The organism is Bifidobacterium porcinum (genome assembly GCF_055378475.1).
This window is the reverse complement of record NZ_AP029603.1, coordinates 1,443,448-1,466,352: the sequence shown is the minus strand read 5'-3', so window position 1 is coordinate 1,466,352 and position 22,905 is coordinate 1,443,448. Positions and strand designations below refer to the sequence as shown.

The 22,905-nt window shown below is 60.3% G+C and carries 16 protein-coding genes; 7 read left to right on the top strand and 9 right to left on the bottom strand.

The features are described 5' to 3' along the window. Positions 1-21: 21 nt before the first annotated feature. Together ACZ41G_RS05780 and ACZ41G_RS05775 are read left to right on the top strand one after the other, a co-directional pair. Positions 22-1,248, top strand: a complete 1,227-nt coding sequence (locus ACZ41G_RS05780; protein ID WP_464144882.1) for a COG1361 S-layer family protein — start codon at positions 22-24, stop codon at positions 1,246-1,248. Beyond that, positions 1,245-2,726, top strand: coding sequence for an ABC transporter permease (locus tag ACZ41G_RS05775; protein WP_464144881.1), 1,482 nt, complete (start codon positions 1,245-1,247; stop codon positions 2,724-2,726). Before ACZ41G_RS05780 ends, ACZ41G_RS05775 begins: the two co-directional genes overlap by 4 nt. A 55-nt stretch (positions 2,727-2,781) precedes the next feature. Here ACZ41G_RS05775 and ACZ41G_RS05770 read toward each other — a convergent pair whose 3' ends face one another. Continuing rightward, entirely contained in the window at positions 2,782-4,689 is a 1,908-nt protein-coding gene (locus ACZ41G_RS05770; protein ID WP_464144879.1) for a 1-deoxy-D-xylulose-5-phosphate synthase, read from the bottom strand. Between the two features lie 183 nt (positions 4,690-4,872). On the opposite strand from ACZ41G_RS05770, the gene purE reads away from it, so the two are divergent. From purE to ACZ41G_RS05750, 4 genes are all read left to right on the top strand, one after another. Next, positions 4,873-5,370 (top strand): 5-(carboxyamino)imidazole ribonucleotide mutase, encoded by a 498-nt coding sequence (gene purE / locus ACZ41G_RS05765; RefSeq protein WP_026502227.1) that lies wholly within the window; start codon positions 4,873-4,875, stop codon positions 5,368-5,370. Next, on the top strand, positions 5,354-6,523 hold the full coding sequence (gene purK, locus ACZ41G_RS05760) for a 5-(carboxyamino)imidazole ribonucleotide synthase (RefSeq protein WP_464144878.1): 1,170 nt from the start codon (positions 5,354-5,356) through the stop codon (positions 6,521-6,523). The genes purE and purK overlap by 17 nt, the downstream gene beginning before the upstream one ends. A 230-nt stretch (positions 6,524-6,753) precedes the next feature. After that, a complete protein-coding gene (locus ACZ41G_RS05755) occupies positions 6,754-7,158 on the top strand; it encodes a Fur family transcriptional regulator (protein WP_273302609.1) in 405 nt (134 codons plus the stop codon). 243 nt (positions 7,159-7,401) lie between these two features. Then, on the top strand, positions 7,402-8,316 hold the full coding sequence (locus ACZ41G_RS05750) for a metal ABC transporter solute-binding protein, Zn/Mn family (protein ID WP_464144876.1): 915 nt from the start codon (positions 7,402-7,404) through the stop codon (positions 8,314-8,316). Positions 8,317-8,385: 69 nt separating this feature from the next. On the opposite strand, the gene ACZ41G_RS05745 is transcribed toward ACZ41G_RS05750, so the two are convergent. The 6 genes from ACZ41G_RS05745 to ACZ41G_RS05720 all read right to left on the bottom strand — a co-directional run bounded on the left by ACZ41G_RS05745 (position 8,386) and on the right by ACZ41G_RS05720 (position 17,936). After that, positions 8,386-9,546 carry an ABC transporter permease gene (locus tag ACZ41G_RS05745; protein ID WP_033491927.1) on the bottom strand — a complete coding sequence of 387 codons (1,161 nt, stop codon included), beginning with the start codon at positions 9,544-9,546 and terminating at the stop codon, positions 8,386-8,388. After that, the gene (locus tag ACZ41G_RS05740; protein WP_052364587.1) at positions 9,543-10,415 is read right to left on the bottom strand and encodes an ABC transporter ATP-binding protein; all 873 of its coding nucleotides are present in this window, start codon (positions 10,413-10,415) and stop codon (positions 9,543-9,545) included. The genes ACZ41G_RS05745 and ACZ41G_RS05740 overlap by 4 nt, the downstream gene beginning before the upstream one ends. Then, positions 10,412-11,668: a peptidoglycan-binding domain-containing protein gene (locus tag ACZ41G_RS05735; RefSeq protein WP_033491928.1), complete on the bottom strand. Its 1,257-nt coding sequence runs from the start codon at positions 11,666-11,668 to the stop codon at positions 10,412-10,414. Before ACZ41G_RS05735 ends, ACZ41G_RS05740 begins: the two co-directional genes overlap by 4 nt. An 82-nt stretch (positions 11,669-11,750) precedes the next feature. Further along, positions 11,751-12,704: a hypothetical protein gene (locus ACZ41G_RS05730; protein WP_152570363.1), complete on the bottom strand. Its 954-nt coding sequence runs from the start codon at positions 12,702-12,704 to the stop codon at positions 11,751-11,753. Positions 12,705-13,769: 1,065 nt separating this feature from the next. Next, complete coding sequence (locus tag ACZ41G_RS05725; RefSeq protein ID WP_464144874.1) at positions 13,770-16,436, bottom strand: bifunctional lysylphosphatidylglycerol flippase/synthetase MprF; 2,667 nt, start codon at positions 16,434-16,436, stop codon at positions 13,770-13,772. Between the two features lie 117 nt (positions 16,437-16,553). Next, positions 16,554-17,936 carry an alpha/beta hydrolase gene (locus ACZ41G_RS05720; protein WP_464144872.1) on the bottom strand — a complete coding sequence of 461 codons (1,383 nt, stop codon included), beginning with the start codon at positions 17,934-17,936 and terminating at the stop codon, positions 16,554-16,556. A 316-nt stretch (positions 17,937-18,252) separates the two neighbouring features. On the opposite strand from ACZ41G_RS05720, the gene ACZ41G_RS05715 reads away from it, so the two are divergent. Continuing rightward, complete coding sequence (locus tag ACZ41G_RS05715) at positions 18,253-20,379, top strand: LTA synthase family protein (RefSeq protein WP_464146236.1); 2,127 nt, start codon at positions 18,253-18,255, stop codon at positions 20,377-20,379. A gap of 102 nt (positions 20,380-20,481) precedes the next feature. Here ACZ41G_RS05715 and purD read toward each other — a convergent pair whose 3' ends face one another. Continuing rightward, complete coding sequence (purD, locus tag ACZ41G_RS05710; RefSeq protein WP_464144871.1) at positions 20,482-21,756, bottom strand: phosphoribosylamine--glycine ligase; 1,275 nt, start codon at positions 21,754-21,756, stop codon at positions 20,482-20,484. A gap of 32 nt (positions 21,757-21,788) precedes the next feature. After that, positions 21,789-22,823, bottom strand: a complete 1,035-nt coding sequence (gene purM / locus ACZ41G_RS05705) for a phosphoribosylformylglycinamidine cyclo-ligase (protein WP_464144869.1) — start codon at positions 22,821-22,823, stop codon at positions 21,789-21,791. Positions 22,824-22,905 lie beyond the last annotated feature (82 nt).

Sequence of the window (22,905 nt, the reverse complement as noted above, 5' to 3'; positions counted from 1 at the left end):
AAACCAGAGAGAAAGACCACCATGAACCGTCCCCGAACTATCGCCGTCAAGCCGATTATCACGCTCATCGCGATCGCCGCCCTGATTGTGGCCTGCGTTTCTGCACCCGTCTGCGCGATGGCGTCCGGACAAGCCGCCGCGGCGGCAGCCGATACTATCGTCGCCGGGGATGCCGGCACCCGGCATGCCACACCCGTTGACGACACCGACCAGTCCGCCGGTGATTCCGGGCAGAGCGCAGCCCCCATCGCCGGTCCGGTGCCGAATGTCATCATCACGAATTTCACCTACGGTGACGGTTCCGTTTCGGCAGGTGGCAAGTTCGACCTCGGATTCTCCTTCCAGAACAAGGGGTCGGTGGCCGTCCAGAATATGGTCATCAGCGTGGATGGCGGTGACGGGCTGACCATCGCCGGCGGCACGAACACCTTCTACGTGCCCCAGCTGGCCGCGGGCGCCACACAAAGCCAGACCGTGCCAATGCAGGCCCTGATCGACGCGAAAAGCGGTGCACAGGCAGTGGTCGTCAGCTTCCGTTACGAATACGTGGATGCCGGCCAGCGCAGCTCCAACAGCGTGGACGAGAAGATCTCCGTGCCGGTCAGCCAGCCCGACCGCTTCCAAATCAACGACCCCGTCATTCCCGATGACGCGCAGAACGGCCAGGAAAGCACCATCACCCTCGCCTATGTGAACAAAGGCAAAGGCGATATCTCGAACGTCGAAGCCACCATGGACGGCAAGGGCTTCGATACCGTGTCAAAGACACAGTATCTTGGCAACGTCGCCTCCGGCGGCAGTGGAACCATCGCCTATGCGTTCACACCCACGGACAGCGGGGATTTGGACGCGAAGATCACTGTTACGTATGAGGATTCCGACGGTCAGCAGAAAACCAAGGAATTCCCGGTCAAACTCACGGTCGCCGAACCCGCTCCCGCCATGGACGACACTGCGGCGGACGTACAGGACGAACAGCCGGGCATGCCTGTCTGGCTGCTGCCCACGGTCGCGGCCGTTGCGATTGTGGCGATTGTCGTGATTGTCGTGATTGTGGTGCTGGTGAAGCGTCACCGCAAGAAGAAGCGTTCAGCGATGGACGAACAGTGGGATGACTGGCAGGATGACCAGGACGGCGGCGACACGCCGGAAGCGCAGGGGCACGCCTCCGATACCCCTGCCGCGGATGATACCGACCGACAGGCTCCCACCGAGGTGATCGCCCCGCAGCCGGGGGAGCGCTCATGAGATTCTCCGACCTTGTGCACCTGTGTCGGCAGAACCTGTTCCGCCGCAAATCACGCACCATACTCACCGTGCTCGGTGTAGTGGTGGGCTGTTGCTCCATCGTCACCATGGTCTCGCTCGGCAGCGGCATCGACGAACAGAACAAGCAGATGCTCACCTCGATGGGCGATTTGACCATCATCACCGTCACCGGCACGAACAGCACCGGGGGCATGCAGGCTGCCGGTCTTATGGGGATGGCTGACGGCTCCGGAACGACGACTGCGCGGCTCGACGACAAGGCCGTCAAGGATTTCCGCTCGTTGCAGTACGTCGCCGCAGCCACCGGCCACATCACATATCCGTCGGCGAGCCTTACCGCAGGCCCCGCCAACCGGTACACCAGTGATGCCGGATCGATCGAGGCCATCGACATGGCCCAGTTCGACGCCATGGGGTACGAGCTGGTCTCCGGGCACAAACCGGAGCGACAAGGCGAGGTGCTTGCCGGGCAGTACACGGCATACGATTTCGCGGATAGTTTGCGCCCTGAAGGCGACAACTACCGGGTGGCCCCGATGAATGTCGCCGAATCCTGCACCGCTGAGGAGCGCACCAACGGCTGCCGGGACAAGTCAGACGTGCAGGACCCGTTCTTCAATATCCTTACGACCAAAATCACCGTGGCTGCCGCACCCTCCGACGATTCCGGAAGCACGTCGTCATCGTCCACCGCCACCACGACGGAAACAGCATCGGCTTCCGGTTCCGGCACACAAATCCAGGTTTCCGGACTGCTCAAGGAAGATTATGGCAAGGGACCGGCCACATCATCCGGTCTGCTCATGGACATCGCCACGTTGAAGGACCTTGTCGCGAAAATCCAGTCAGGTGCGGTGGCGAGCTCGCTGGCGTATGATTCGGCGCTCGTGCGCGTGCAGGACATCGACCATGTCGCGGACGTCGAATCTCAGATCAGGACGATGGGGTTCACGACCTCCTCGAGCCGGGACATGCTGGACTCGCTTAAAGAGCAAACCCGCTCAATCCAGCTGATTCTCGGCGGTATCGGTGCGGTCGCGCTGCTGGTCGCCGCCATCGGCATCGCCAACACCATGGTCATGTCCGTCACCGAGCGGGTGCGGGAAATCGGTATTATGAAAGCGCTCGGCTGCACGGTCCATGACATCCGCGCGATGTTCCTCGTGGAAGCCGGTGCGATTGGCGTTATCGGCGGCGTGATCGGCTGTTTGGTGAGTGCGTTGATTTCCTTGGCCATCAACCTTATCCGCTATGGAGGCGTCAGCGCGGAACACCTGCAGTGGGCGATTCTTGGCAACGGGACCGCCGACGAAGCGGCGCGGGTCTCGGTGATCCCATGGTGGCTGTACGTGTTTGCCATCGCCTTCGCCACTCTGATCAGCCTGATTTCCGGGTTCGGACCGGCAAACAAGGCGGTGCGCGTGCCCGCCCTCGACGCCATCAAATCGAATCAGTAGGCCGGCGCGATCCGGGTTGTCATGGCAATCCGAAAAGACGCTACTCGCAAAGATGCTACCGCAACGCGGAGCGGATGGCCTGCTCAATCTGCGGTGCGGTCAGGCTGTACCGCTTGTACAGGTCCTGCGCGGGCACGCGGTCGGTGAATTCTTTGGCGGCGCCGAAGTTCAGCACGCGCATACACTTGTTACCATCCGCAGAGTTCAGGGCATCCTGGTTCGCGTAATACGCGGTCACCTGCTCGCCCCAACCACCGGACAGCTGCGCATCCTCAAGCGTGACGACCAGCGAGTGACCGCCGCGCAACGCCTCAAGGCACGCGGTGTCAAGGCTGGTGCACTGCTGCGGGTCGATGACGGTCGCGTCGATTGTCGCCACCCCGCCATCGCGAGCTTCTGCCAAATCCGCTGCGATACGTTCGGCGAGCGGATACATGTTGCCCAAACCGAGGATCGCGACATCCGCGCCCTGTCGGGTCACCCGGTACCGGGCGAACGGCGTGTCGGCGTTCCCGGCATCGCCCTTTGCGCGCGTTTCGTCTGCATCGCCACAATACCGCGGATATGTGCCGTCATCGGCCGCCGCACGTTCGGCCGCAAGAATTGGCTCGCCCGGCACGCGGATTGCGACCGCGCCATGGTCGCGCGATGTCGTCGACCAGTCGAGCATGGCAAGGAACGCGTCCCCGCTCGTCGGCGTCAGATATGTCAGGTCGGGGATATTCGCGAACATCGGGATGTCGAAGGCTCCGGAATGTGTGTTGTCAGCGCCGGAAATGCCCGACCCGAACACGAGGAGCGTCACCGGTGTCCCGTTGAGCGACAATTCCTGTTGCAACTGGTCGAAGGTGCGCTGGAAGAAGGTCGCGCTGGTTGCGAGCACCGGTGTGCCGCCGGCTTTCGCGATACCCGAGGCGAACGCGACCGCATGCTCCTCGGTGATGCCGGTATCCACGTAATGGACGCCCGCCCGCTCACGAAACTCACGCGTGATGCCGTTAGACCCCGGGGTGGCAGGGGAGATGACCACGAGCCCCGGCTCGCTGGCGAACCGCTGTTCCAGACGTGCCATCGCCATCCGTCCGTAATGTTTGCGTGCGCCGAGTGGACTTCCTTGGTTCGCGAGCGGGTCCTGCCAGTGATTGGCTTCGCACCGGCCTTCCTTCACGCCGGCGGCGGCGTCCTCCGCGTCAAGCCCCAGCCCTTTGGCGGTATGGATATGGATGACGATCGGGTGGTCGATATTCTTGACTTGACTGAACGCATCCACGAGCGCAAGCACATCGTTGCCGTCCTCGACATACCGGTAGTCAAGACCGAACGCGTTGAAGATATTGGGCTGTGAGGTGCCGCCGGATGCACGCAGCTGGGCGAGCTGACCGTACATACCGCCGAAATCCTCGGCGATGGACATCTCGTTGTCGTTGACGACGATGATCATATTCGTGCCCTGCTCGGCCGCGTTGTTGAGCCCTTCGAACGCGATGGCGCTGCTCAGCGACCCGTCGCCGATGACGGCAATCACATTGCGCGTGCCGCTTGTGCCGTCAAGCCCGCCCATGAGATCGCGGGTTTTCGCGAGCCCGCACGCCAGCGAAATCGAAGTTCCGGTGTGACCGAGCACGAACATGTCATGCTTGCTTTCCTCGGGGTTCGTGAACCCGGTCACCGTGCCGAACAGCCGTTCGTCCATATAGGCCGGCGCACGCCCGGTGAGCATCTTGTGCACGTAGCTTTGGTGGGAGACGTCGAAGACGATTTTGTCGAGCGGCGAATCGAACACACGGTGCAAGGCCACAGTCGCCTCCACCATGCCGAGGTTCGAGCCGATATGCCCGCCGTGCAGTTTGCCGTACCGCACCAGCGTCGTGCGGATTTCCTGGCACAGGGCCGGCAGATCCTTGGAATCAAGCGCTTTCACGTCGGCGGGGCTCGAAATATGCTCCAGAAAACCGCCAACCATACGCTTGCTCCTTCCGTTTGTCCCAACTGTGAGATTGTAGACCACGCGGAGCGTGATGGTACAAGGCAGTGAAAATACCCTCAGTTTCTTCGTAAATGGTGTATGCCTCACGCCGCTGTGCCTTTTCGAAGCCGTTGCGTAGAGTGGTTCCATGCGTCCACTCTGTCCGATCTGGAGGTAGGAATGGCTGAAGAAACGCCGCAAGTTGCTGTGATTATGGGTTCGGCGAGCGATTGGGAGACCATGAAGCACGCCTGTGAAATGCTTGACCAGTTCAAGGTGCCGTACATGAAGCAGGTGATTTCCGCCCACCGTACGCCTGAGCTCATGGCTGATTTCGCGCATTCCGCGCGTGACAAGGGTATCAAGGTTATCATCGCCGGCGCCGGCGGGGCAGCCCATCTGCCTGGTATGGTCGCCGCGCAGACCACGTTGCCGGTCATCGGCGTGCCGGTGCGCTCGCATGCACTGTCCGGGTGGGATTCCCTGCTGTCCATCGTGCAGATGCCCGGTGGCATCCCGGTCGCTACCACGGCGGTCGGCAATTCCGGCGCCACGAACGCGGGCTTGCTGGCCGTGAGCATCCTGAGCATCACCGACGGGCGTCTGGCCGACGAGCTCAAGGCATATCGCGAAAGCCTCAAGGAGAAGGTGGCACAGTCCAATGCCGAGCTTGTCTGAAGAAACCAACGGCCGTATCAAGTATCTGGAACCGGGTTCGACAATCGGCATTGTCGGCGGCGGTCAGCTGGGCCGCATGATGGCCCTGTCCGCACGCCAGATGGGCTTCCGTATCGGTGTGCTCGACCCGACGCCGAACTGCCCGACCGCGCAGGTGGCCGATTTCCAGGTGACCGCCGAATACGACGATGTCGCCGCGATTCGCGAGCTTGCCGAACGCAGCGATGTGCTCACCTACGAGTTCGAGAACGTCGACGCGGATGCACTCGATGACGTGCGCGACCTGGTGGCCATCCCGCAGGGCACTGATCTGTTGCGCGTGACCCAGGACCGCGTCCATGAGAAGACCTTCATCAACGAGCATGGTACGGCGACGGCCCCGTGGCGGCAGGTCGACAGCATCGAGCAGCTTGAGGCCGCGCTCGGCGAGATCGGCTATCCGTCGGTGCTCAAGACCCGTACCGGCGGCTATGACGGCCACGGCCAGACCGTGTTGCACGGGCCGGATGATTTCACCGCGGTCCGGGAGCGTGCGCAGCGTGAGGGCATGTTCCCGCCGTCGATTCTGGAAGGTTTCGTCGATTTCGCGTTCGAGGCCTCGATCCTGGTTGCCGGCAACGGGCAAGACTACGTGACGTTCCCGATGGTGCGCAACGAGCACCGCAACAACATCCTGCATATGACGATCGCCCCGGCGGCCGTCTCGCCGGAGGTGGAACGCGAGGCGCATGAGCTTGCGGTCAGGCTGGCGAAGGGCTTTGAACTCTCCGGCATTCTCGCGATTGAGTTGTTCGTCACGAGGGACGACCATGTGATCGTCAATGAGCTGGCGCCGCGGCCGCATAATTCTGGGCATTACACCATCGAGGCGTGCTCCTCGAGCCAGTTCAACGAGCATATCCGCGGAATCGCCGGCTGGCCGCTGCCCAAGCCGCGGCTGCTCAGCCCGGCTGTTATGGTCAATGTGCTCGGCCAGCATGTGGCGCCGACACGCGCGCTCATTCCCGAGCACCCCGAATGGCATCTGCATGATTACGGCAAGGCCGAAGTGCGACACGACCGCAAGATGGGGCATATCACCGTGCTGTGCGATGACACCCAGGCGGCGGTCGAGGCGCTCGAAGCGACGGGATGCTGGGACGATTTGCGTTGAATCGGGCTGATGTACGCTGATTGCGCGTGATTGTGTATCAAGCACTGTTCGACGGCCGGCATACTGGAGACGATATGCCGGCCGTCGGCGTACCGGGCTTGCCAGGGGCGTGGGGTGGTTGTACTATCGCGGTGCAAGTCCGTCGTTTCGTTGACTGGCCGCCGGCGTGGCCGGGTTTCGCGAGGGGCTGGCATGGTTGTTGATGGTTCGTTACAGTAGAGGGCATGGATATGGCTGAGCATGGCGTCGCACGGCACACGCGGCAGAAGGATGCGCTGTTGCAGCAGTTGCGTGCGTGCGAGGGCTTCGTCTCGGCGCAGGAACTGCACCGGCGGCTCACCGATTCTGGGGCGTCCGTAGGTCTGGCGACAGTGTACCGGCAACTCAACTCGCTGGCGGAATCGGGCGCGGTAGACACCGTGCGCTTGGACGGGCAGCAGATGTTCCGTATCTGCGATGACGATTCGCACCATCATCACCTGATCTGCAGCGGCTGCGGCAAGACCATCGAGATTGAGCCTCCGGATATGGAGTGGATGCGGCAGGTCGCCCGCTCCCACGGTTTCAAGATCAACTCGCACACCCTCGAGATCTTCGGCCTGTGCGCCGACTGTCAACAGAAGCGCGCCGCCTGACCCGACCGGCGTTACCCCCGACTGTCTCATCGCGGACAGCCGGGGGTTCTTTTTTCGCTCGGAGCTGCACGTCCCTCAGCGTCGGCAGATGGTTGTGCATGACTTGTTGCAAGGAATCCTCGGTATCGGTCTGCTTCCCGACACGCTGTAATTGATAATAATTATCATTAACGATAATCTGGTGTCGTCAGATGATGCGGCAATCCGTCGCATCGCATCACCAAGAGAGCATCAGGAGCAGATATGACGGGAATCAGGAAGTATCGACGTATCGCACAGGCGACGGTATGTATTGCAGCGGTGGGATTGATTGCCGCGATGGGGGCGTGTGGGTCAGCGAACACGACCGCGTCCAATACGTCAGGTTCGCTTCACGTGGTCGCCAGCATCAACCAGTGGGGTTCAGTCGCCAGTCAGATCGGCGGTTCCCGCGTCAACGTCACCAATATCATCAACAGCACCGCGGTCGAAGCGCACGATTACGAGCCGACCAGCGCCGACATCGCCGCTTTCTCCAAGGCAGACGTCATCATCGTCAACGGCGCCGGATACGACAGCTGGGCAACCAAAGCCGCAGCATCCACGAAAGCACAGGTCGTGAACGCGGCTGAAAACGGCGGCAAACACGACGGCGACAATCCACACGTATGGTTCTCCGCGGCGGTACGCACCGCGACGGCCAAAGCGATCGCCGAGGCATACGAGCAGCGTGACGCCGCCCACGCCAAGGAGTACGGCAAGCGGCTTGACGCGTGGCAAAACAAGGAGAACACGTTGGAAGCGTCCATCGCCGAAGCCAAGCGTCGGCTCAACGGCAAGAAGTACGCAGCCACCGAGTCCGTGGCGGCTTATCTGGCTCAAGATTTGGGTTTGGTGGATGCCACCCCGGCCGGATACGCGCAGGCGGTCGCCAATGAAAGCGAACCCGCCTCCGGCGATGTCGCCACATTCAGCAAGCAGCTCCAGGCAGGTTCGGTGGCGTTGCTGGTGGTCAACACGCAGGAATCCAACGCCACCACCAAGCAACTGATCGCATCTGCACAGCACGGCGGAGTGCACCAGGTCAAGCTCACCGAGCAGATGCCCAAGCAATACAGCACGCTGACCGATTGGATGACCGCGCTGGTCGCATCGTTCGCAACAGCCGGGAAGGCCTGAGCCGGCATCAGACACCCAAAACAGGCGATTTCCCGGCTTCGTTCACGAGGCCACGCCCTTCGCACCCGTTCACGACGACCGCAGCAGCATCGCCGGGTCGATTCTCGCCGCCCTCCACGCGGGAATGATCCCGGCGATCGCCCCGGTCACTATGCCGAGCGGGGCGACAAGCAGAACGGTTGAAGGCAGCAGAAACACCCACGACCGCGCGGCGGCTGTCACTGCTGCAATCACCGCTCCGATCAGCATGCCGCCGGACGCGCCGATTCCGCCAAGGATGATTGCCTCACACAGGAACTGCATCGATTCTTTCCACGCCGGCATACCGAGCGCCAGATTGATGCCGATTTCCCGTCGTCTTTCGGTGACTGCCATTTGCATGGTGTTGACGATGCCGAACGCGGTAACCACCGCCAGTACCGCGGCGATGATGGTGCTGGTGTTGTGCGCGTCGGCTAGTAAGCTAGCCCGCAAAGTGGCAGGGTTGCCGGGGGCTTTGACCGTTACGCTTTGCGGATTGGACGGGTTGAGCATCCGGGGGAGCACTGCTGCGACCGCGGTGATATCCGCGGAAGCGGCGTTGCAGATGATGGTCCGGTTCTGTGGGCGTAGTCCCAGCTGTTTTGCCGTGCGTGGCGACAGGAATATGGATGCGGACAGGCTCGCCCCGTTCGACTTGTCGGCGACGATGCCAGTCACGCCTACGGATACGCCGTTGATGGTGATGGTCGGTGTGCGTTGTTCCATGCTGATACCCAGCTCTTTGGCGACCCTTTTGCCGAGCGCGGCGGTGAAGACATCGGCGTCGATATCCGTAGGCAAACGTCCGGCGATACTTTTCCCGCCGATTGCTTCCACACCTTGCGGCGTGCCTATCACGGCCGAAGTGGTGACGGTGGTATGCCATTGCGGTGATTTTACGGTCAGCTGGCTTGCGGCATCGTTGATGAGTGTGCCCGCGCTGGTGATCGCCGTTGCTGGCTTGAGCCGGTGGAGCATGTCCTGTTCGCTGTATTCCCAAGCATTGGCGCTGTTGATGGTTGCGGTGATGCTGGATCCTTGGAGCTTTTCGAAGCGTCGCGCGGTTTGCGCTGCGGAGCTTTCCGAAATGCCGAGCAATGCGACGAGGGTGGCGGAACAGACGACAATCGCCAGAATGGTGGCAATGGAGCGTTCGCGACGCCTGCCCAGGGCGAGGAGCGCACGGGTGATGACGTTTGTCGGTGTCATGGCTTCTCCTTGTCTCGGGCGTGGAAGTCGGAATCGAAGCTGGCAATGTCATCGGTATCGGGGTTGATATCGGCGTCGGCGACAACGTTGTCGTTCCTGCCGTCATTGTCGTAATATCCGCCTTCCTTGGCATGTCCGTCGATGATGGTGATCTGCCGGTGGCATTGTTGCGCGATATGCGGATCATGGGTGACGATGACAAGCGCTGATTGCGGTGTCAGCAGTTGTGTCAGCAGTGTGACGATCCCCGCTGAGTTCTTCGAATCAAGATTGCCGGTCGGCTCGTCGCACAGCAACAGCTTGGGATGCACAGCGATTGCCCTGGCGATGGCGGCGCGCTGACATTCGCCGCCCGACAGCGTGGTGGGGTAATCGTCGATCCTATGGCCGAGCCCGACCTGGTCAAGCAATTCCCGTGCCCGGCTTGCGGCCTGTCTGCCGCGAACCGACTTGATTGCCAACGCATTGAGGATATTCTCCCGAACCGTCAGGTATTCGATCAGGTGGAAGGACTGGAAGACGTAGCCGATGCTGTTTCGCCGCAATGCGGCCAGCTGCCGCTTGCTTGCCGTGGTCGTTTCAACGCCGTCGAAAAGGTAGGATCCCGATTCCGGGGTCGCGAGAAGTCCCATGATGGCGAGCAATGTCGACTTTCCCGAGCCTGACGGCCCGGTGATCGCCACGGATTGGCCTGCGCTGATGCTCAACGTGACATTGTCCAACGCCTGGGTGTTGGGTGGGAACCATTGGTTGATGCCGGTCATGGCGATGAGTGGTGCGGCTTGCCGGGGCGTGCTCGTGTCGCTGCCAATATTGTCTCCTGCACCGGTGTCTGCGCCGATATTCATGATGCCGTTGTCTGCGTTCATGCTGCGCCATCCTGCTTCGGCAGCGTTACGACCGTCCCGGCTTTGGCTTTCGACGCGTTCGATGTGAACGAGCATCTGCCCGCGTAGCAGTAATCTGTGGTGATGGAGATGTGTGTGCCGTTTTTCGCTTCCAACCACAGCTTCTTGCCGCTTCCCCGGATGGCGACGGCATCGACGCTGAGCGTATCCTTGGCGCTGGTGGCGATGGTGACCGTTATATCGGCGCTGGTCGCTGTTACGGGAATGCTCTTGCCGTCATCGAGGGTGAAGCCGTACGTCAGCGTCTGCGATGCCTGGTCGCCTGCATCGTCTTGCGTGGGGCTTTGTTGACTGGTGTCGCCGCTTTGATTCGCGTCATCGCTTGCGGTTCCGTCACCGGTGGTCGAAGTGGCATTCATGTTGGCGGTATCGCCAATCTGCTCGCCGACGGTTCCCGTAATCGAGGAATCCTGATTGAAGGCATGCTTGCCGATCGGGTCTTTTGGTGATTCCAGTATGCCTGCGGCGATGGAAAGCTGCCACGTTCGTTCGCTTGAAGTGATTGTGCAGATGGTGCCGGTGGCGGTTTGCCCGGCGCTCCCGCATTGGTTCGCCGCGCGAAGCGGAAACAGCGGTGCAAAGACCACGGTGTTCTTCGGTACACCGGTATTGGCGATGGCGTCGCCCGCTACGGTGTTGCCTTCGGCGTCCGTCGGCTGGTACCCATGGGCGGAAAGAAAATGATACCAAGCGGCTGCGGTGCTTTGCCCGTATGTTCCCGCCGTATCCCAGATGGAGTATCCCAGCCTGCGCAGCGCATCCTGCAATTGCGAGACATCGGCGCCGGAAGAACCTGGGGCGATGCTCCGCCATGCCGGGACATTGCCTTGCAGTGCGACGATTGGGTGCTCGTCGATTACGGCGAGCACGGTGCCTTCTGGCAGGTCCTGTCCATCGGCTTTGACTCCGTCGCGAGTGACGGTTCCTTGCGCCGTCACCGTCTGCGTGTGAGATGCGACCGCGGTGAGTGTAGCGGATACCGTATTGGTTACGGGCGCGCCGGAAATCGTTGTCGTTGCGACGATTTCCGGCGATGTCTGCTGCTGTTGACGCATGGTGTACACGCCGAGCGTGAGTACTGACGTTCCGGCAATCAGCGCCGCGACGAGCAGCACCGCCAGGAGTATCGTGGCAAATCCCGGTAGTGCTTTGTTCTTGCGCTTGTGAGTGGTGGTTGCGATCTGGTCTTGTGGTATGTCACTCGATGTGGTCATGATGGTCGCGCTCGCGTGGTCTGGGCTGTGGTGCCGTTCGGATTGTCTGATTGCTTGTGGTGTTTCCGGTATTGTTGGTCGGCTATTTGCCGGTCACGCGGAATGTGCCATTGGTTTCCGCTTTCACGGTCGCATAGTCTTTGTCGCCGTTGATGACGCTGTTGGCGCGTTCCATCGTTTCCTGCAGGACATCGTTGAGCTCAAGGATGCGCGCTTCGTTTTCCACCATCCAGCGGCCGGAGACATGATTCATGGCCTTGCGTACTGCAGGGATGATTCCGGCTTCATCCTGGCATCGGAAGTCCTGTGTCGCAAGCGCTTGTTCCTTCGCATTGGGTTTGCTGCCAATAGACCGGTATCTTCCGAATTCTTTTCCAGCGATTTTATAGGCGCGTAGCCCGTCGACCTTGTATCCCGCTTTGGCCATGCACTGGGTGTATGTGTCGATAGCGTCTTGGACTTCCTTCTGTTGCAGTGTTGACTCGCTGCGTTTGGAACTCCACTCATTGCCGATATCGGCGAGGTTTGCGTAGTTTTTCCACGATCCGTAGACCCACCGCAAAGCCTGGACGGAGCATGCGGTGCTGATTTCCTTCTGGGCATCGGTGTCGTCTATTGAACCGTTGTATTCCTGTTCGAATCGCTCCTGCTCTGATTTCGAGAGCGAGGCCTGGTATCCGTTGATAGTGTTCGTACTGTTGGTTTTGACTGTTACCTGCGGGTACCCGGTCGCTGTCGCCTGGTCGAGTGAGGTGAACACTCCGCCGACGTCGGCATAGGATGTCGTTGCTGCACTGCTGGTATACGACAGATTTGTGGGCATGTTGAACCCCCGTTCGCGCATGCATTGCACGGAAAGAATGTCTGATGCGGTGTAGGGCTCGGGGTGGGGGATCACGACACTCACTGTCGCTTCGGAGACATTCTCAGGGACATCGGCGTCCTGGGATTCTTTCTTCGATCCGCACCCGGCGCAGCTCATCATTGCCAATACTGCGGCTACTGCCACAACGCTACGTACAACCCTTCTCATCATGTCTCCTTGTATCATACGTTGAAGTGCAGCGCTCGAGCAGCTTGAGCGCTGCACTTCATGATGCGTAATTGTCGGAATCCGTATCAGCCAAAGCAAGTTGCGTGGTCTGCGGCATCGGTCTTGTCGAAGCAATAGCAAGAGTGGCTGATGTTGAGATTGTCTTGATAATTGTTGCTTTCATGATGAATACCTCCGAAAACATTAGATTGTTGTTGTTCGAGGGGATGATGCCGCGGAAGCGGGAATCACCATGACAGTCACTGAACCCCTGTGACTGTATGTGCATCGGTGTAGCTACATTCACAGGATAACACGCTGAGGGAAACCTGAGAAATCGGTATGTGAGTGTCATGTGAACACAAAGTAAATGCAAATGTACTTGTAGAGGAATTTCATGGAACGGCGTGTCTCTGGAGAGTCGATGTCAACTTCCGGCATGTCAAGGAATCCGGAATCTGAACCGATTCAAATCGGTAATGCTTTCGACAGATGTCGTACTTGCACGTTGCAAATCGGATGCATCAACACTCGTATCATGTGATGCCAAATCAATGTTGTCCATCTTGCTGTGGGTGCGATTGGGCTGTCGCATGCCGACGGGATAGCCGTGCCGATTGCGGGGGAGTCGGCGGTATCTCGCCGTGGTGTGATTGGTGAGTCGCACGGCGGCGGGATGGCGGTGACTGGGACTATCCAATCCCCTCGTATCTGTGCGGCATGCGATTGGGCAGTCGCACATCATGCAGATAGCGTCGTGCGGGGACAGCCAAACCTCGCGAATCTCCATTGAGTGTGATTAATCAATCGCACGACAGCCAGATACCGCCGGCGTTAGTCCGTCGACCGCTCTTCCGGCTTCGGTGGAAGCAGATCTCAAACCTTCTACCGACGCTGACAAGCCACTGAGTGTCGGCAGAAGGTTGTGACGACGCTCACAAGCGCCCCAACATCGGCAGAAGATTCTACCGATGCTGACAAGCCATTCAGTGTCGGCAGAAACAGAACGATATCTTCTGCCGACGCTGACGGGGACCTCAGCGTCGGCAGAAGCGGAAATTCCAAATCTCACTGGTGCCCATGTCCCTTGGCTTTCGGCGCGGGACGCAGCGACTTGAGCATATCCGGGATCTGCGAGGGCTTGAGCCCCGGCAGATACGCGGACAGCACGGCGAGTCCGATGCGCGGCAGCGCGGCGGCATCCGGATAGCACACGTAAATCGGCGAAGGCGTCGGCTGGAACTTGCGTTTGAAGAAATACAAGGACTTGAACCCGTACGCAGGTTCAAGCGTATCGGCCACAATCTGCAGCACATGCTCGATTACCGCGATATCCTCCGGATCGGCGGTATTGTCGCCGATACCGGCAAGCGGAGCAGCCGACAGGCTCATGAACTGCGCCGCCTGATCAGGCTCCTCGACGCATTGCTCGTGCAGGCGTTCGGCCATACGGGCGATGAGAAACTCCATAATCCCATTCGGACTATCCGTGCGATGCCGCATGAAATCAAGCGTCCAACCGATGACTTTGCCGTCGCGGTAGGTCGGCAGCCAGCTGGTCGCGCCCTGCACCACGCCGTCGGCGTCGATCGCATACAGCAGCATGACCCGCGGATCGCGCAGCTCCTCGATTCCGCCGAGCGTAAACTTCATTTCCGGCAGCGACTTGAGTTCAGCCCACTGCTCGGAAATGCCGATAATCTGCTCGCGCACCTCCCACGGCGCCTCGTTGAACGTGGTGAGTACGTCAGTCAAGCCGCTGCGACGCGCCTTGTTGATGGCCGTGCGGATATCCTGCCACTTCTTGCCGCGTGTCTGCCAGGTGCTGGGGATGACCAGCATCTCCGTACCCACCTGGATGGACGAGCAGCCCAACGATTCCAAAGTCTCGCGAGCGTTGTCATGCACCGCGTAGAAGGCCGGGGACCACGAGTTACGCTCGCAGAAGCGCATGAACTCGCGCAGCGATGTATCGAATTCACCAGGGTCGCCGAACGGGCCGGTCACAGTCAGGGCGACGCCATGGCTCACCCGGTAGGCGATCGCCGAACGGCCGCTCGGGGAGAACCAATAATGATTGTCCTCCCATGTGGTCATGAAACTCATCGATTCGCCGCCGCGTTCCACCAGTGTGCTGGCGTGCTCGCGGTCGGCGGCGTTCAGCGAAACGGCGTCACGGAACCACAGCAGGAACACCACGAGCACCACAATCCAGAACACCAGTCCGGGCAGCTGATTGATCACCATCGATATCATCGTGGTCGAATGCATGTGCAACCGGCTCGCCCCAATCAAGCCCATCGGCAGATACCGGTGCGGCAGGTCACGCAGCAGCATGCCGAAAGTGGCATGCGGAGTGTACGCATCGCGGTCGAGCATGCCAAAGGTCAGGAATCCGCCCGCAGTGACCACAAGCGTCATGCCGATGGTTCCCACACCCCGACGGATGCGTGAACGCGCGGTCAACACCGAGAAATGATCCATATTCACGACAATCGCCACGAGCAACACCAGCGACGGCAGCGCGGTGGCGACCAACAGTTGCAGCAGGGCGATCCACAGCTCGGCGTCAATCGGCATCATGGTGCTGTCGAGCAGCGGGAACACCACGCAATAGATGAGCGAGAGGGCTACGGTCAGACCGTTGAGCACGATGCTCACGTGCGCGGCGAGCCGACGGCCGCGATACAGGCCCCACGCGAGGATGGACAAGGCGACCACCAACAGGATGGTACGAGTCCATATGCCGGTCATTGCGAAATGGTAATGCTTCGCCATCGCCACGCAGCTGCTCGCACGCATATTGTCGGCGCATACGCCGGCAAGATCCTCGTCGCCGACGAGCCCGGACAGGAAGAATCCGAAGGTGGACAGCGGACCGTCATGCGAGCTGGACACGAGGGCGAGGATCGGACCGAACGCGAAAATCAGCTGGATGGCGGCGATCAGCCGGCGTACCTCATAATCAGTGCCATGCCACCATTGCTCGCGTGCCGAAGGCTGGGCGTGGCCCCGACGGCGGGCCATAAGCGCTCCTGCGGCCTGCCCGACCAGTGCGGCGGCAAGTGTACAGTAATCGCCCGGATTGCCGCTGAACAGCAGTCCTGCAAGCACGAAGGCGTAGCCGATCAGGCGGATGCGTCGCTTCCACAGCAGTGATTCGAACGCGCTGGCAGCCATGAGAGCGCCAATGAACAGGGTCAGCGGGGACAGCGAGAACGGCAGACGTTGCACGGCATACCATGATTCGGCATCCCACAGGTTCGTGATGATGACGCATAATCCGAGTCCCAACGCCGATCCGGCGATTGCCCCCAGCAGCGATGTGGCCAGCGTTCGGGCGACACCGAGCGCTGCTTGCGCCGCCGAGACGATCAGCAGAACCGCGAACGTATAGAGCACGAGTGCGAACGGTCCCCGCACAAGCACCATGGACGACAACAGGTTGAGGAATTGCCCGGTGGTATCGTGTTGCCCCTGGTGCAGATGGTTGCCGAACATGCGCAGCATGGTCATGTCTTGCGGACGGCGGATGGCATGGTGAGCGAACTGCCAGACCCATACCGAAATATTGAGCACGACGAGCGCGATGGCCGCGACCGGTCCAGCCCAATGTCTCGCCCACCAGTCGCGGGCGTCGATGTTGAGTGCGTTCCAGCCGGTTTGATGCGGTGCCGGTTTGGTTTGATGCGGTGCCGGCTTGGTTTGTGGTGTGTGTTGCTGTGCTTGGGTCATAGTGGTCGCTTGTCTTGGGTTGTTTGTTCTTGGATTATTTCCGATTGGGTTGTTCCATGCTGATTGATGGCGGCTGCCGATGATTCGCGGGTTTGTTCGCGGCGTCCGCCGCCGCGCTCAGCCATCCACCGCGAGCATCTGAAGATTCGGGTAGGTGCTCAGCTCGCGTCGGTCCGTACCGATACCGCTTTGTGCACAGAACCGGTCGATGACCGCGGCAAGCCCGGTATTCACTGTATGCCAGTCGTGTCCGGATCCTTTCGCGGTCGCCAGATGGACGGTCATGCCAGCCTGTTTGGCGGCTTTGGCGATAATCGCCGCATTGCGCTGCGATTTCGTATCCCATTCGCCGGCGATGCTGAACAGCGTTTGTGTGGACGGGGCGTTGCGTTTGATGATGTCGGTCGGCACATGCCGCTGGTACAGCTTCGCGTCACCGCCGAAATACCGTGTGATGGTGGTCGCACGGTCATGGTCGGTGGGGGCGAGCTCGCCGTCCGCCGCGTAGATATGCCCGTAGATGCCCGGATGCGCCGGCCCGAGCTGGGTGCTGCATGTTCCGCCCTGCGAGAACCCGCCGATCAGCCAGTCGTTCGGGGACGTCGAAACCGGCAAGGTCCTGCGAATCCATCTGGTGACATCCACAGTCAGGTAGGTTTCGGCCTTGCCGTAGACCGGAGTGTCCGCACACAGGGAGTTCTGCGTCGCCGCGCCGTTCTGGTCGGGGGAGACGACGATCGGCGCAAGCCCGTGATGCGCCGCCGCATAATCGTTGAGCGTCGCCGCGATGCCGCTCGCGTTGAAGAACCGGTCGGGGCTTCCCGGCTGGCCGGCGAGCATCACCATGACCGGCAGTACCGGCGGTCTGCTGCTGAGCGCGGCGGGCGGCAGATACACGTCGGCGTTGCGCGCTGCGAAATGCGAGGCGGTCGCCGGAATATCGACGGTCCTGATCTCGCCCGCCTCAGGCATCGACGGCAACGTGCCGCGCTTGGCGAGCCGCTGCCATTCCTTGACGCTCATCGACGCCTTGCCACTGATATGGGAGGACGACACCTCCTTGAACGCGGCCACGCCGAACAGTGAACCGAGGGTGGTGTACTCGCCGTACACCATGTCTACGCGCACAGCGCAACTGATGAGGGACAGCACCGCCATCACGCAGGCAGTCGCGCGTCTCAATCCACGGGAGCCCACAGCCGCACATACGGCGAATGTGGCCGCGCCGATACCGATGTTGATGATGAGCATCACCATCCATCCAAGGCTCACGCCAAAAACAAGAAAGACATCGGACAACAGCCAGACGACCAGTCCGCTGACACAGAATCCTGCCAAGCCCGCAATGAGTTCACACAGCCGTGCGGGCAGCCGTCGTCGTGACGTTCCATGGTGCGCTGGAGGCAGGATGACGACCAACAGGGCGCTCAGCGCCGTCAATGCGAAGAGGGTAGAAGGAAACCAGCCGTTGAGCAGATGAATATTGATGAGCGATTTCACCGCAACCGCTTCCTTTCCGGGGTTGGTTTGGCTGGAACACCGCCACGATAATAACGCTTCCTGCAAAGTGCAATCATTCGTGAGGATGACCCCCGGGACGGCTCGTTGAAGCCTGTACAAAAGCTGGTAGGGCGCGCGTTTTGTCGCTTCTACCGTGGACAATGTCCTAAGTTGGTCCAACGGGACCGTCGTTTGCATCCAGACGGCACCCCGACGCGCACGACGCATCCGGGGCGAGATAAGGAAAGGCCACATGACTCGTACCAACGATGACCATGATTTCGCCACAAGCACAACACCACACGATACGACCGGTATGACGGGCGGTGACACGGACAACACCGCGGCAACACCGGATACGCCACCGATCGAAGAACTCAAGATCGCGACCACCAGCCACGACAACCTGCTCAATGGCGGCCCACGCGACAAGAACGGAAAACCGCGCAAGGCCTTCGCGAACTGGCTATACGCCGTGGTGTTCATCGTGGTCGATATGGCCGCGGTGCTCATCATGCAGACGGGCGTCACGGAAAACAGCACACGCGTAAAGCTCTCCAGCCCGCTCCTGGGCGCGTGGAGCATCGTCGGCAAGATGTTCACGAACCTGAACTTCGTCTTCGTGCTCAATCTCATCCTGGTCGGCCTGTTCTACCTTGCGCTGCTCATGCTCACCAACCGGATCTGGGTCGCATCGCCGATCGTGCTCGCGCTCGCCTCGGTCATCGCCGTGGCGGACCATTTCAAGGTCGAATCACGGTATGAAGCGATTCTGCCGTCTGACATGAACTTCCTGCAGTCGAATACAGGCGATATCGTCAGCTTCATTCCCACCGGATCGACAGGCCTGATTGCCGGCGTCGTCATCGGCATCGTCGTGTTCATTGCGCTGTTCGTGTTCCTCAGCCATATCGACGGGCGCCACGGCAGCATGATCCGAGGCGGCGGCTCGGCGCGTGAAGCCTCCCTCGGGGCGATTACCCGCATCCTGCTCATCGTGCTGCCGGTGATGTTCTTGGGGCTGTACACCGCCCAGGCCGGCACTGTGGGCTCGTGGGCTCGCAACTTCTCTTCATGGCTCGGTGACACCCCATCCATGTGGGATTCGGTCTATGATGCGCAGCGTAATGGCGTCGTAACCTCGTTCCTGCGCCAGATGAACCCGGACGTCATGGAAGAGCCAAAGAACTACAACGAAGCGACGATGAAGAAGATCGCGGCGAAATACGCCGCCGAGGCGAAAACCATCAACGCAAGCCGTTCCAACAATCTCACCGACAGCACAGTCGTGTACATCCTGTCGGAATCCTTCTCCGACCCTTCGCGCGTCCCCGGCATCAAACTCAACGAGGACACCATGCCGAACATCCGTTCAATCAAACAACACACCACCAGCGGACTGATGCTGTCCAGCGGCTATGGCGGCGGTACGGCGAACCTTGAATACATGGGACTCACCGGTTTGAGCATGGCGAACTTCAGTTCCTCGCTGACCAGCCCGTACCAACAGCTGGTGCCCAGTGAAACGTGGACGCCGACCATCAACCAGCTGTGGGGGTCGTCGGCGAACTCCATCGCCTTCCACCCCTATGAGCCGTCCATGTATTCGCGTGCGACGAACTACAAGAAGTTCGGCTTCTCGCATTTCTATGCGCTTGAAGGCTCCGACATCATCAAATACCAGAACAAGATCGGCAAATCGCCGTATGTGTGCGACGAATCGACCTACAAGAGTGCGTATGAGGCGATTTCCGCGACGGACAGCAACCAGTTCGTGCAGATCATCACCATGCAGAACCACATGCCGTACAAGAACTGGTATTCCAACAACCAGTACAAGGTGAAATCGACCGATCCCGATAGCCGGCTCGGCAAGACGGAGACCGAATCCATCGAAACCTACGCCAAAGGCGTGAGCCTGACCGACAAGGCGACCAAGGAGTTCCTCGATAAGCTGAACAAGCTGGACAAGCCGGTCACCGTGGTCTTCTACGGCGATCACCTGCCCGGTATCTATTCGACTGCGAGCAAGGATTCCGACAATTCCATCGCGTTGCATGAGACCGACTATTTCATCTGGTCGAACAAGGCCTCGGGCACCCAAGGCACCAAGGCGAACAACAGTGAGTATTCCTCGCCGAACTTCTTCATTGCGCAGACCGCGGAACACATGGATGCGAAGGTGTCGCCGTATATCGCGTTCCTCACGCTCATGCATGAGAAGATCTCCGCGATGGAACCGCCGGTCGCCAATAAGATCCAAGGCTGGGACCGTATCCCCGAAGGCCAGGATATCTATCTGGATTCGAATGGCAAACCGATGGCTGAATCCGATTTCAGCAGCGAGACCAAGCAGTTGATGGAGGACTACAAGCTGATCCAGTACGATATCACCGCCGGCAAGGGATATCTCAAGCCCCTCGGCTTCATGACCCTCGGATGATCAGCAGGTAATCCGTAGACCACGATGAAGGCCCTCGCACCGGAACATTCCGGTGCGAGGGCCTTCATCGTGGTCCGCGTGACAGGTTGCGCGTTCAGCTGTTCAGGCGTTCAGAGCCTTGGCTCCGATATCGTGGCGGTAGAACATGCCGGTCGTGTCAAGCGTGTCGAGCACACCATAGATCTTGTCCTGCGCGGCACGGATATCGTCTGCCGTGGTCTCCAGCAGCAGCACGCGCCCGGAGTTGGCGACCAGCTTGCCGTCGGCATCCGTGGCGACACCCGCGTAATACACGTGGCTGGATTCATCGACCGGGATTTCGGGGATTGCCGCGCCCTTGATCACGTTGGTCGGGTAGCCGTTCGAGGCGAGCACCACACCGAGCGTCGTCTTGTTGTCATCCTCCCAAGTGAAGGTCGGGGTCTTGTTGTTGAGGATCGCGTTGATGCCTTCGCCGAAATCGGAGGTCAGGCGGGGGAGCACGACTTCCGTCTCCGGGTCGCCGAATCGCGCGTTGAATTCGATGACTTTCGGGCCATCCGCGGTAGCGATCAGTCCGGCGTACAGAATACCGGTGAATGGCGTACCTTCATCGGCCATGGCCTGCACGGTCGGGCGGACGATCGTCTCGATCGCGGTGTCGACCACATCCTGGCTGATTTGCGGCACCGGGCTGTACGCGCCCATGCCGCCCGTGTTCGGCCCCTTGTCGCCGTCGAAGGCGCGCTTGTGATCCTGCGAAATCGGCATTGGCCAGAACTCGGTGCCGTTCACGAAGCTCATCAACGAGAATTCCTGGCCTTCGAGGTAATCCTCGATAACCACCTTCGCCCCTGCAGCGCCGAAACGGTGATCTACGAAGATATCCTCCAGCGCTTTGAGGGCGGTGTTCAGATCCATAGCGACCGTCACGCCCTTGCCAGCGGCGAGCCCGTCGGCCTTGACCACGATCGGGGCGCCGTGGTCGCGCACATACGCTTCGGCCGTGGCGAGCTCGTCAAAGGTGCGGTATTTCGCGGTCGGGATGCCATGACGCTCCATGAGCTGCTTGGCAAAATCCTTGGATCCTTCGATTTGGGCGGCCGCCTTGTTTGGACCGAACGCCTTGATACCGTTCGCCTCGAAATCGTCGACAATGCCTTGGATCAGCGGCACTTCAGGGCCGATGAACACCCAATCGACCTGATTGTCCTTGACGAAGTCGATGAGGGCGGCGTGATTGGACGGGTCAAGCTGCGTGGTATTGATGCCGTCGAGCCGCATGCCCGGATTTCCCGGGGCGACGGTCACTTCGCTCACGCTTGGACCGCTGAGCAGCGCGTGCGCGATTGCATGTTCGCGTGCGCCTGAACCGATGACCAGAACCTTCATTCCCATCTTGCGTGTTCCTTTCGTTCTGACGCTGGTTTTCAGTGAAGTTCGACGTCGTTGCCGGTCTTGGCGACGATGGAGCCGATCTCATACGCCGTCTCACCATTGGCCTTGAGCAGGTCCAGCGTGACCTGCGCCTTGGAGGAGTCCACGGCGAGCACCATGCCGATGCCCATGTTGAAGATGTTGAACATCTCCATATGATCCACGTCGCCCGCACGTTCGATGACGTCGAAGATCGACGGGACGGGGAAGGAATCCAGATTGATGCTCGCCGCGAGGCCGTCGGGGATCATGCGCGGAATGTTCTCGATGAACCCGCCGCCGGTGATGTGGGCGACGCCCTTGATGAGATGCTCGGCGAACAGCGGCTTGAGCGCCTTGACATAGATCTTGGTCGGGGTGAGCAGCACTTCGCCCACGGTTTTGCCGCCGAGCTCGTCAAGCTTGGTACCCACCGTGTAGCCGGCCTGCTCGAACAGAGCCTTGCGCACGAGCGAGAACCCGTTGGAGTGCACGCCGGTGGACGGCAAACCAATCAGCGTGTCGCCTTCGGTGATGGTCGACCCGTCGACGATATCGGACTTTTCTGCGACACCGACGGCGAAACCGGCAAGATCATACTCGTCCGGGTCATACATGCCGGGCATTTCGGCGGTTTCGCCGCCGATGAGGGCGCATTCGGACTGTACGCAACCGTCGGCCACGCCGGAGACGACCTGTTCGAGCAGCGCCGGGTCGTTCTTGCCGCACGCGATGTAGTCGAGGAAGAACAGCGGTTCGGCGCCTTGGGCTGCAATGTCGTTGACACACATGGCCACGCAGTCGATGCCGATCTTATCGTGCTTGTTCGCCATCTTGGCGACCATGAGCTTGGTGCCCACGCCGTCGGTGCCGGAAATCAGCACCGGTTCGCGGTAGCCGAGGGAGGCGAGATCAAACAGGCCACCGAAGCCTCCGATGCCGCCGACCACGCCGGGACGGCTCGTGCGGGCCACGTGCGATTTGATGCGCTTGACTACCTCGTAGCCGGCTTCGACACTGACTCCTGCCTTCTCATACGCTTCTGGCATGACTTACCTTTCTTGGATTTGCTTGTATTCGTATCGATTGTTTTGTGAGGTATTGGCTTTATTGACTTTATGGGTTTTATAA

What these genes read in the sequence shown, in the direction of transcription:
- ACZ41G_RS05780 (WP_464144882.1), top strand. Translation starts at nt 22, where the DNA reads ATGAACCGTCCCCGAACTATCGCCGTCAAGCCGATTATCACGCTCATC.
- ACZ41G_RS05775 (WP_464144881.1), top strand. Translation starts at nt 1,245, where the DNA reads ATGAGATTCTCCGACCTTGTGCACCTGTGTCGGCAGAACCTGTTCCGC.
- ACZ41G_RS05770 (WP_464144879.1), bottom strand. Translation starts at nt 4,689, where the DNA reads ATGGTTGGCGGTTTTCTGGAGCATATTTCGAGCCCCGCCGACGTGAAA.
- purE (WP_026502227.1), top strand. Translation starts at nt 4,873, where the DNA reads ATGGCTGAAGAAACGCCGCAAGTTGCTGTGATTATGGGTTCGGCGAGC.
- purK (WP_464144878.1), top strand. Translation starts at nt 5,354, where the DNA reads ATGCCGAGCTTGTCTGAAGAAACCAACGGCCGTATCAAGTATCTGGAA.
- ACZ41G_RS05755 (WP_273302609.1), top strand. Translation starts at nt 6,754, where the DNA reads ATGGCTGAGCATGGCGTCGCACGGCACACGCGGCAGAAGGATGCGCTG.
- ACZ41G_RS05750 (WP_464144876.1), top strand. Translation starts at nt 7,402, where the DNA reads ATGACGGGAATCAGGAAGTATCGACGTATCGCACAGGCGACGGTATGT.
- ACZ41G_RS05745 (WP_033491927.1), bottom strand. Translation starts at nt 9,546, where the DNA reads ATGACACCGACAAACGTCATCACCCGTGCGCTCCTCGCCCTGGGCAGG.
- ACZ41G_RS05740 (WP_052364587.1), bottom strand. Translation starts at nt 10,415, where the DNA reads ATGAACGCAGACAACGGCATCATGAATATCGGCGCAGACACCGGTGCA.
- ACZ41G_RS05735 (WP_033491928.1), bottom strand. Translation starts at nt 11,668, where the DNA reads ATGACCACATCGAGTGACATACCACAAGACCAGATCGCAACCACCACT.
- ACZ41G_RS05730 (WP_152570363.1), bottom strand. Translation starts at nt 12,704, where the DNA reads ATGATGAGAAGGGTTGTACGTAGCGTTGTGGCAGTAGCCGCAGTATTG.
- ACZ41G_RS05725 (WP_464144874.1), bottom strand. Translation starts at nt 16,436, where the DNA reads ATGACCCAAGCACAGCAACACACACCACAAACCAAGCCGGCACCGCAT.
- ACZ41G_RS05715 (WP_464146236.1), top strand. Translation starts at nt 18,253, where the DNA reads ATGACGGGCGGTGACACGGACAACACCGCGGCAACACCGGATACGCCA.
- purD (WP_464144871.1), bottom strand. Translation starts at nt 21,756, where the DNA reads ATGGGAATGAAGGTTCTGGTCATCGGTTCAGGCGCACGCGAACATGCA.
- purM (WP_464144869.1), bottom strand. Translation starts at nt 22,823, where the DNA reads ATGCCAGAAGCGTATGAGAAGGCAGGAGTCAGTGTCGAAGCCGGCTAC.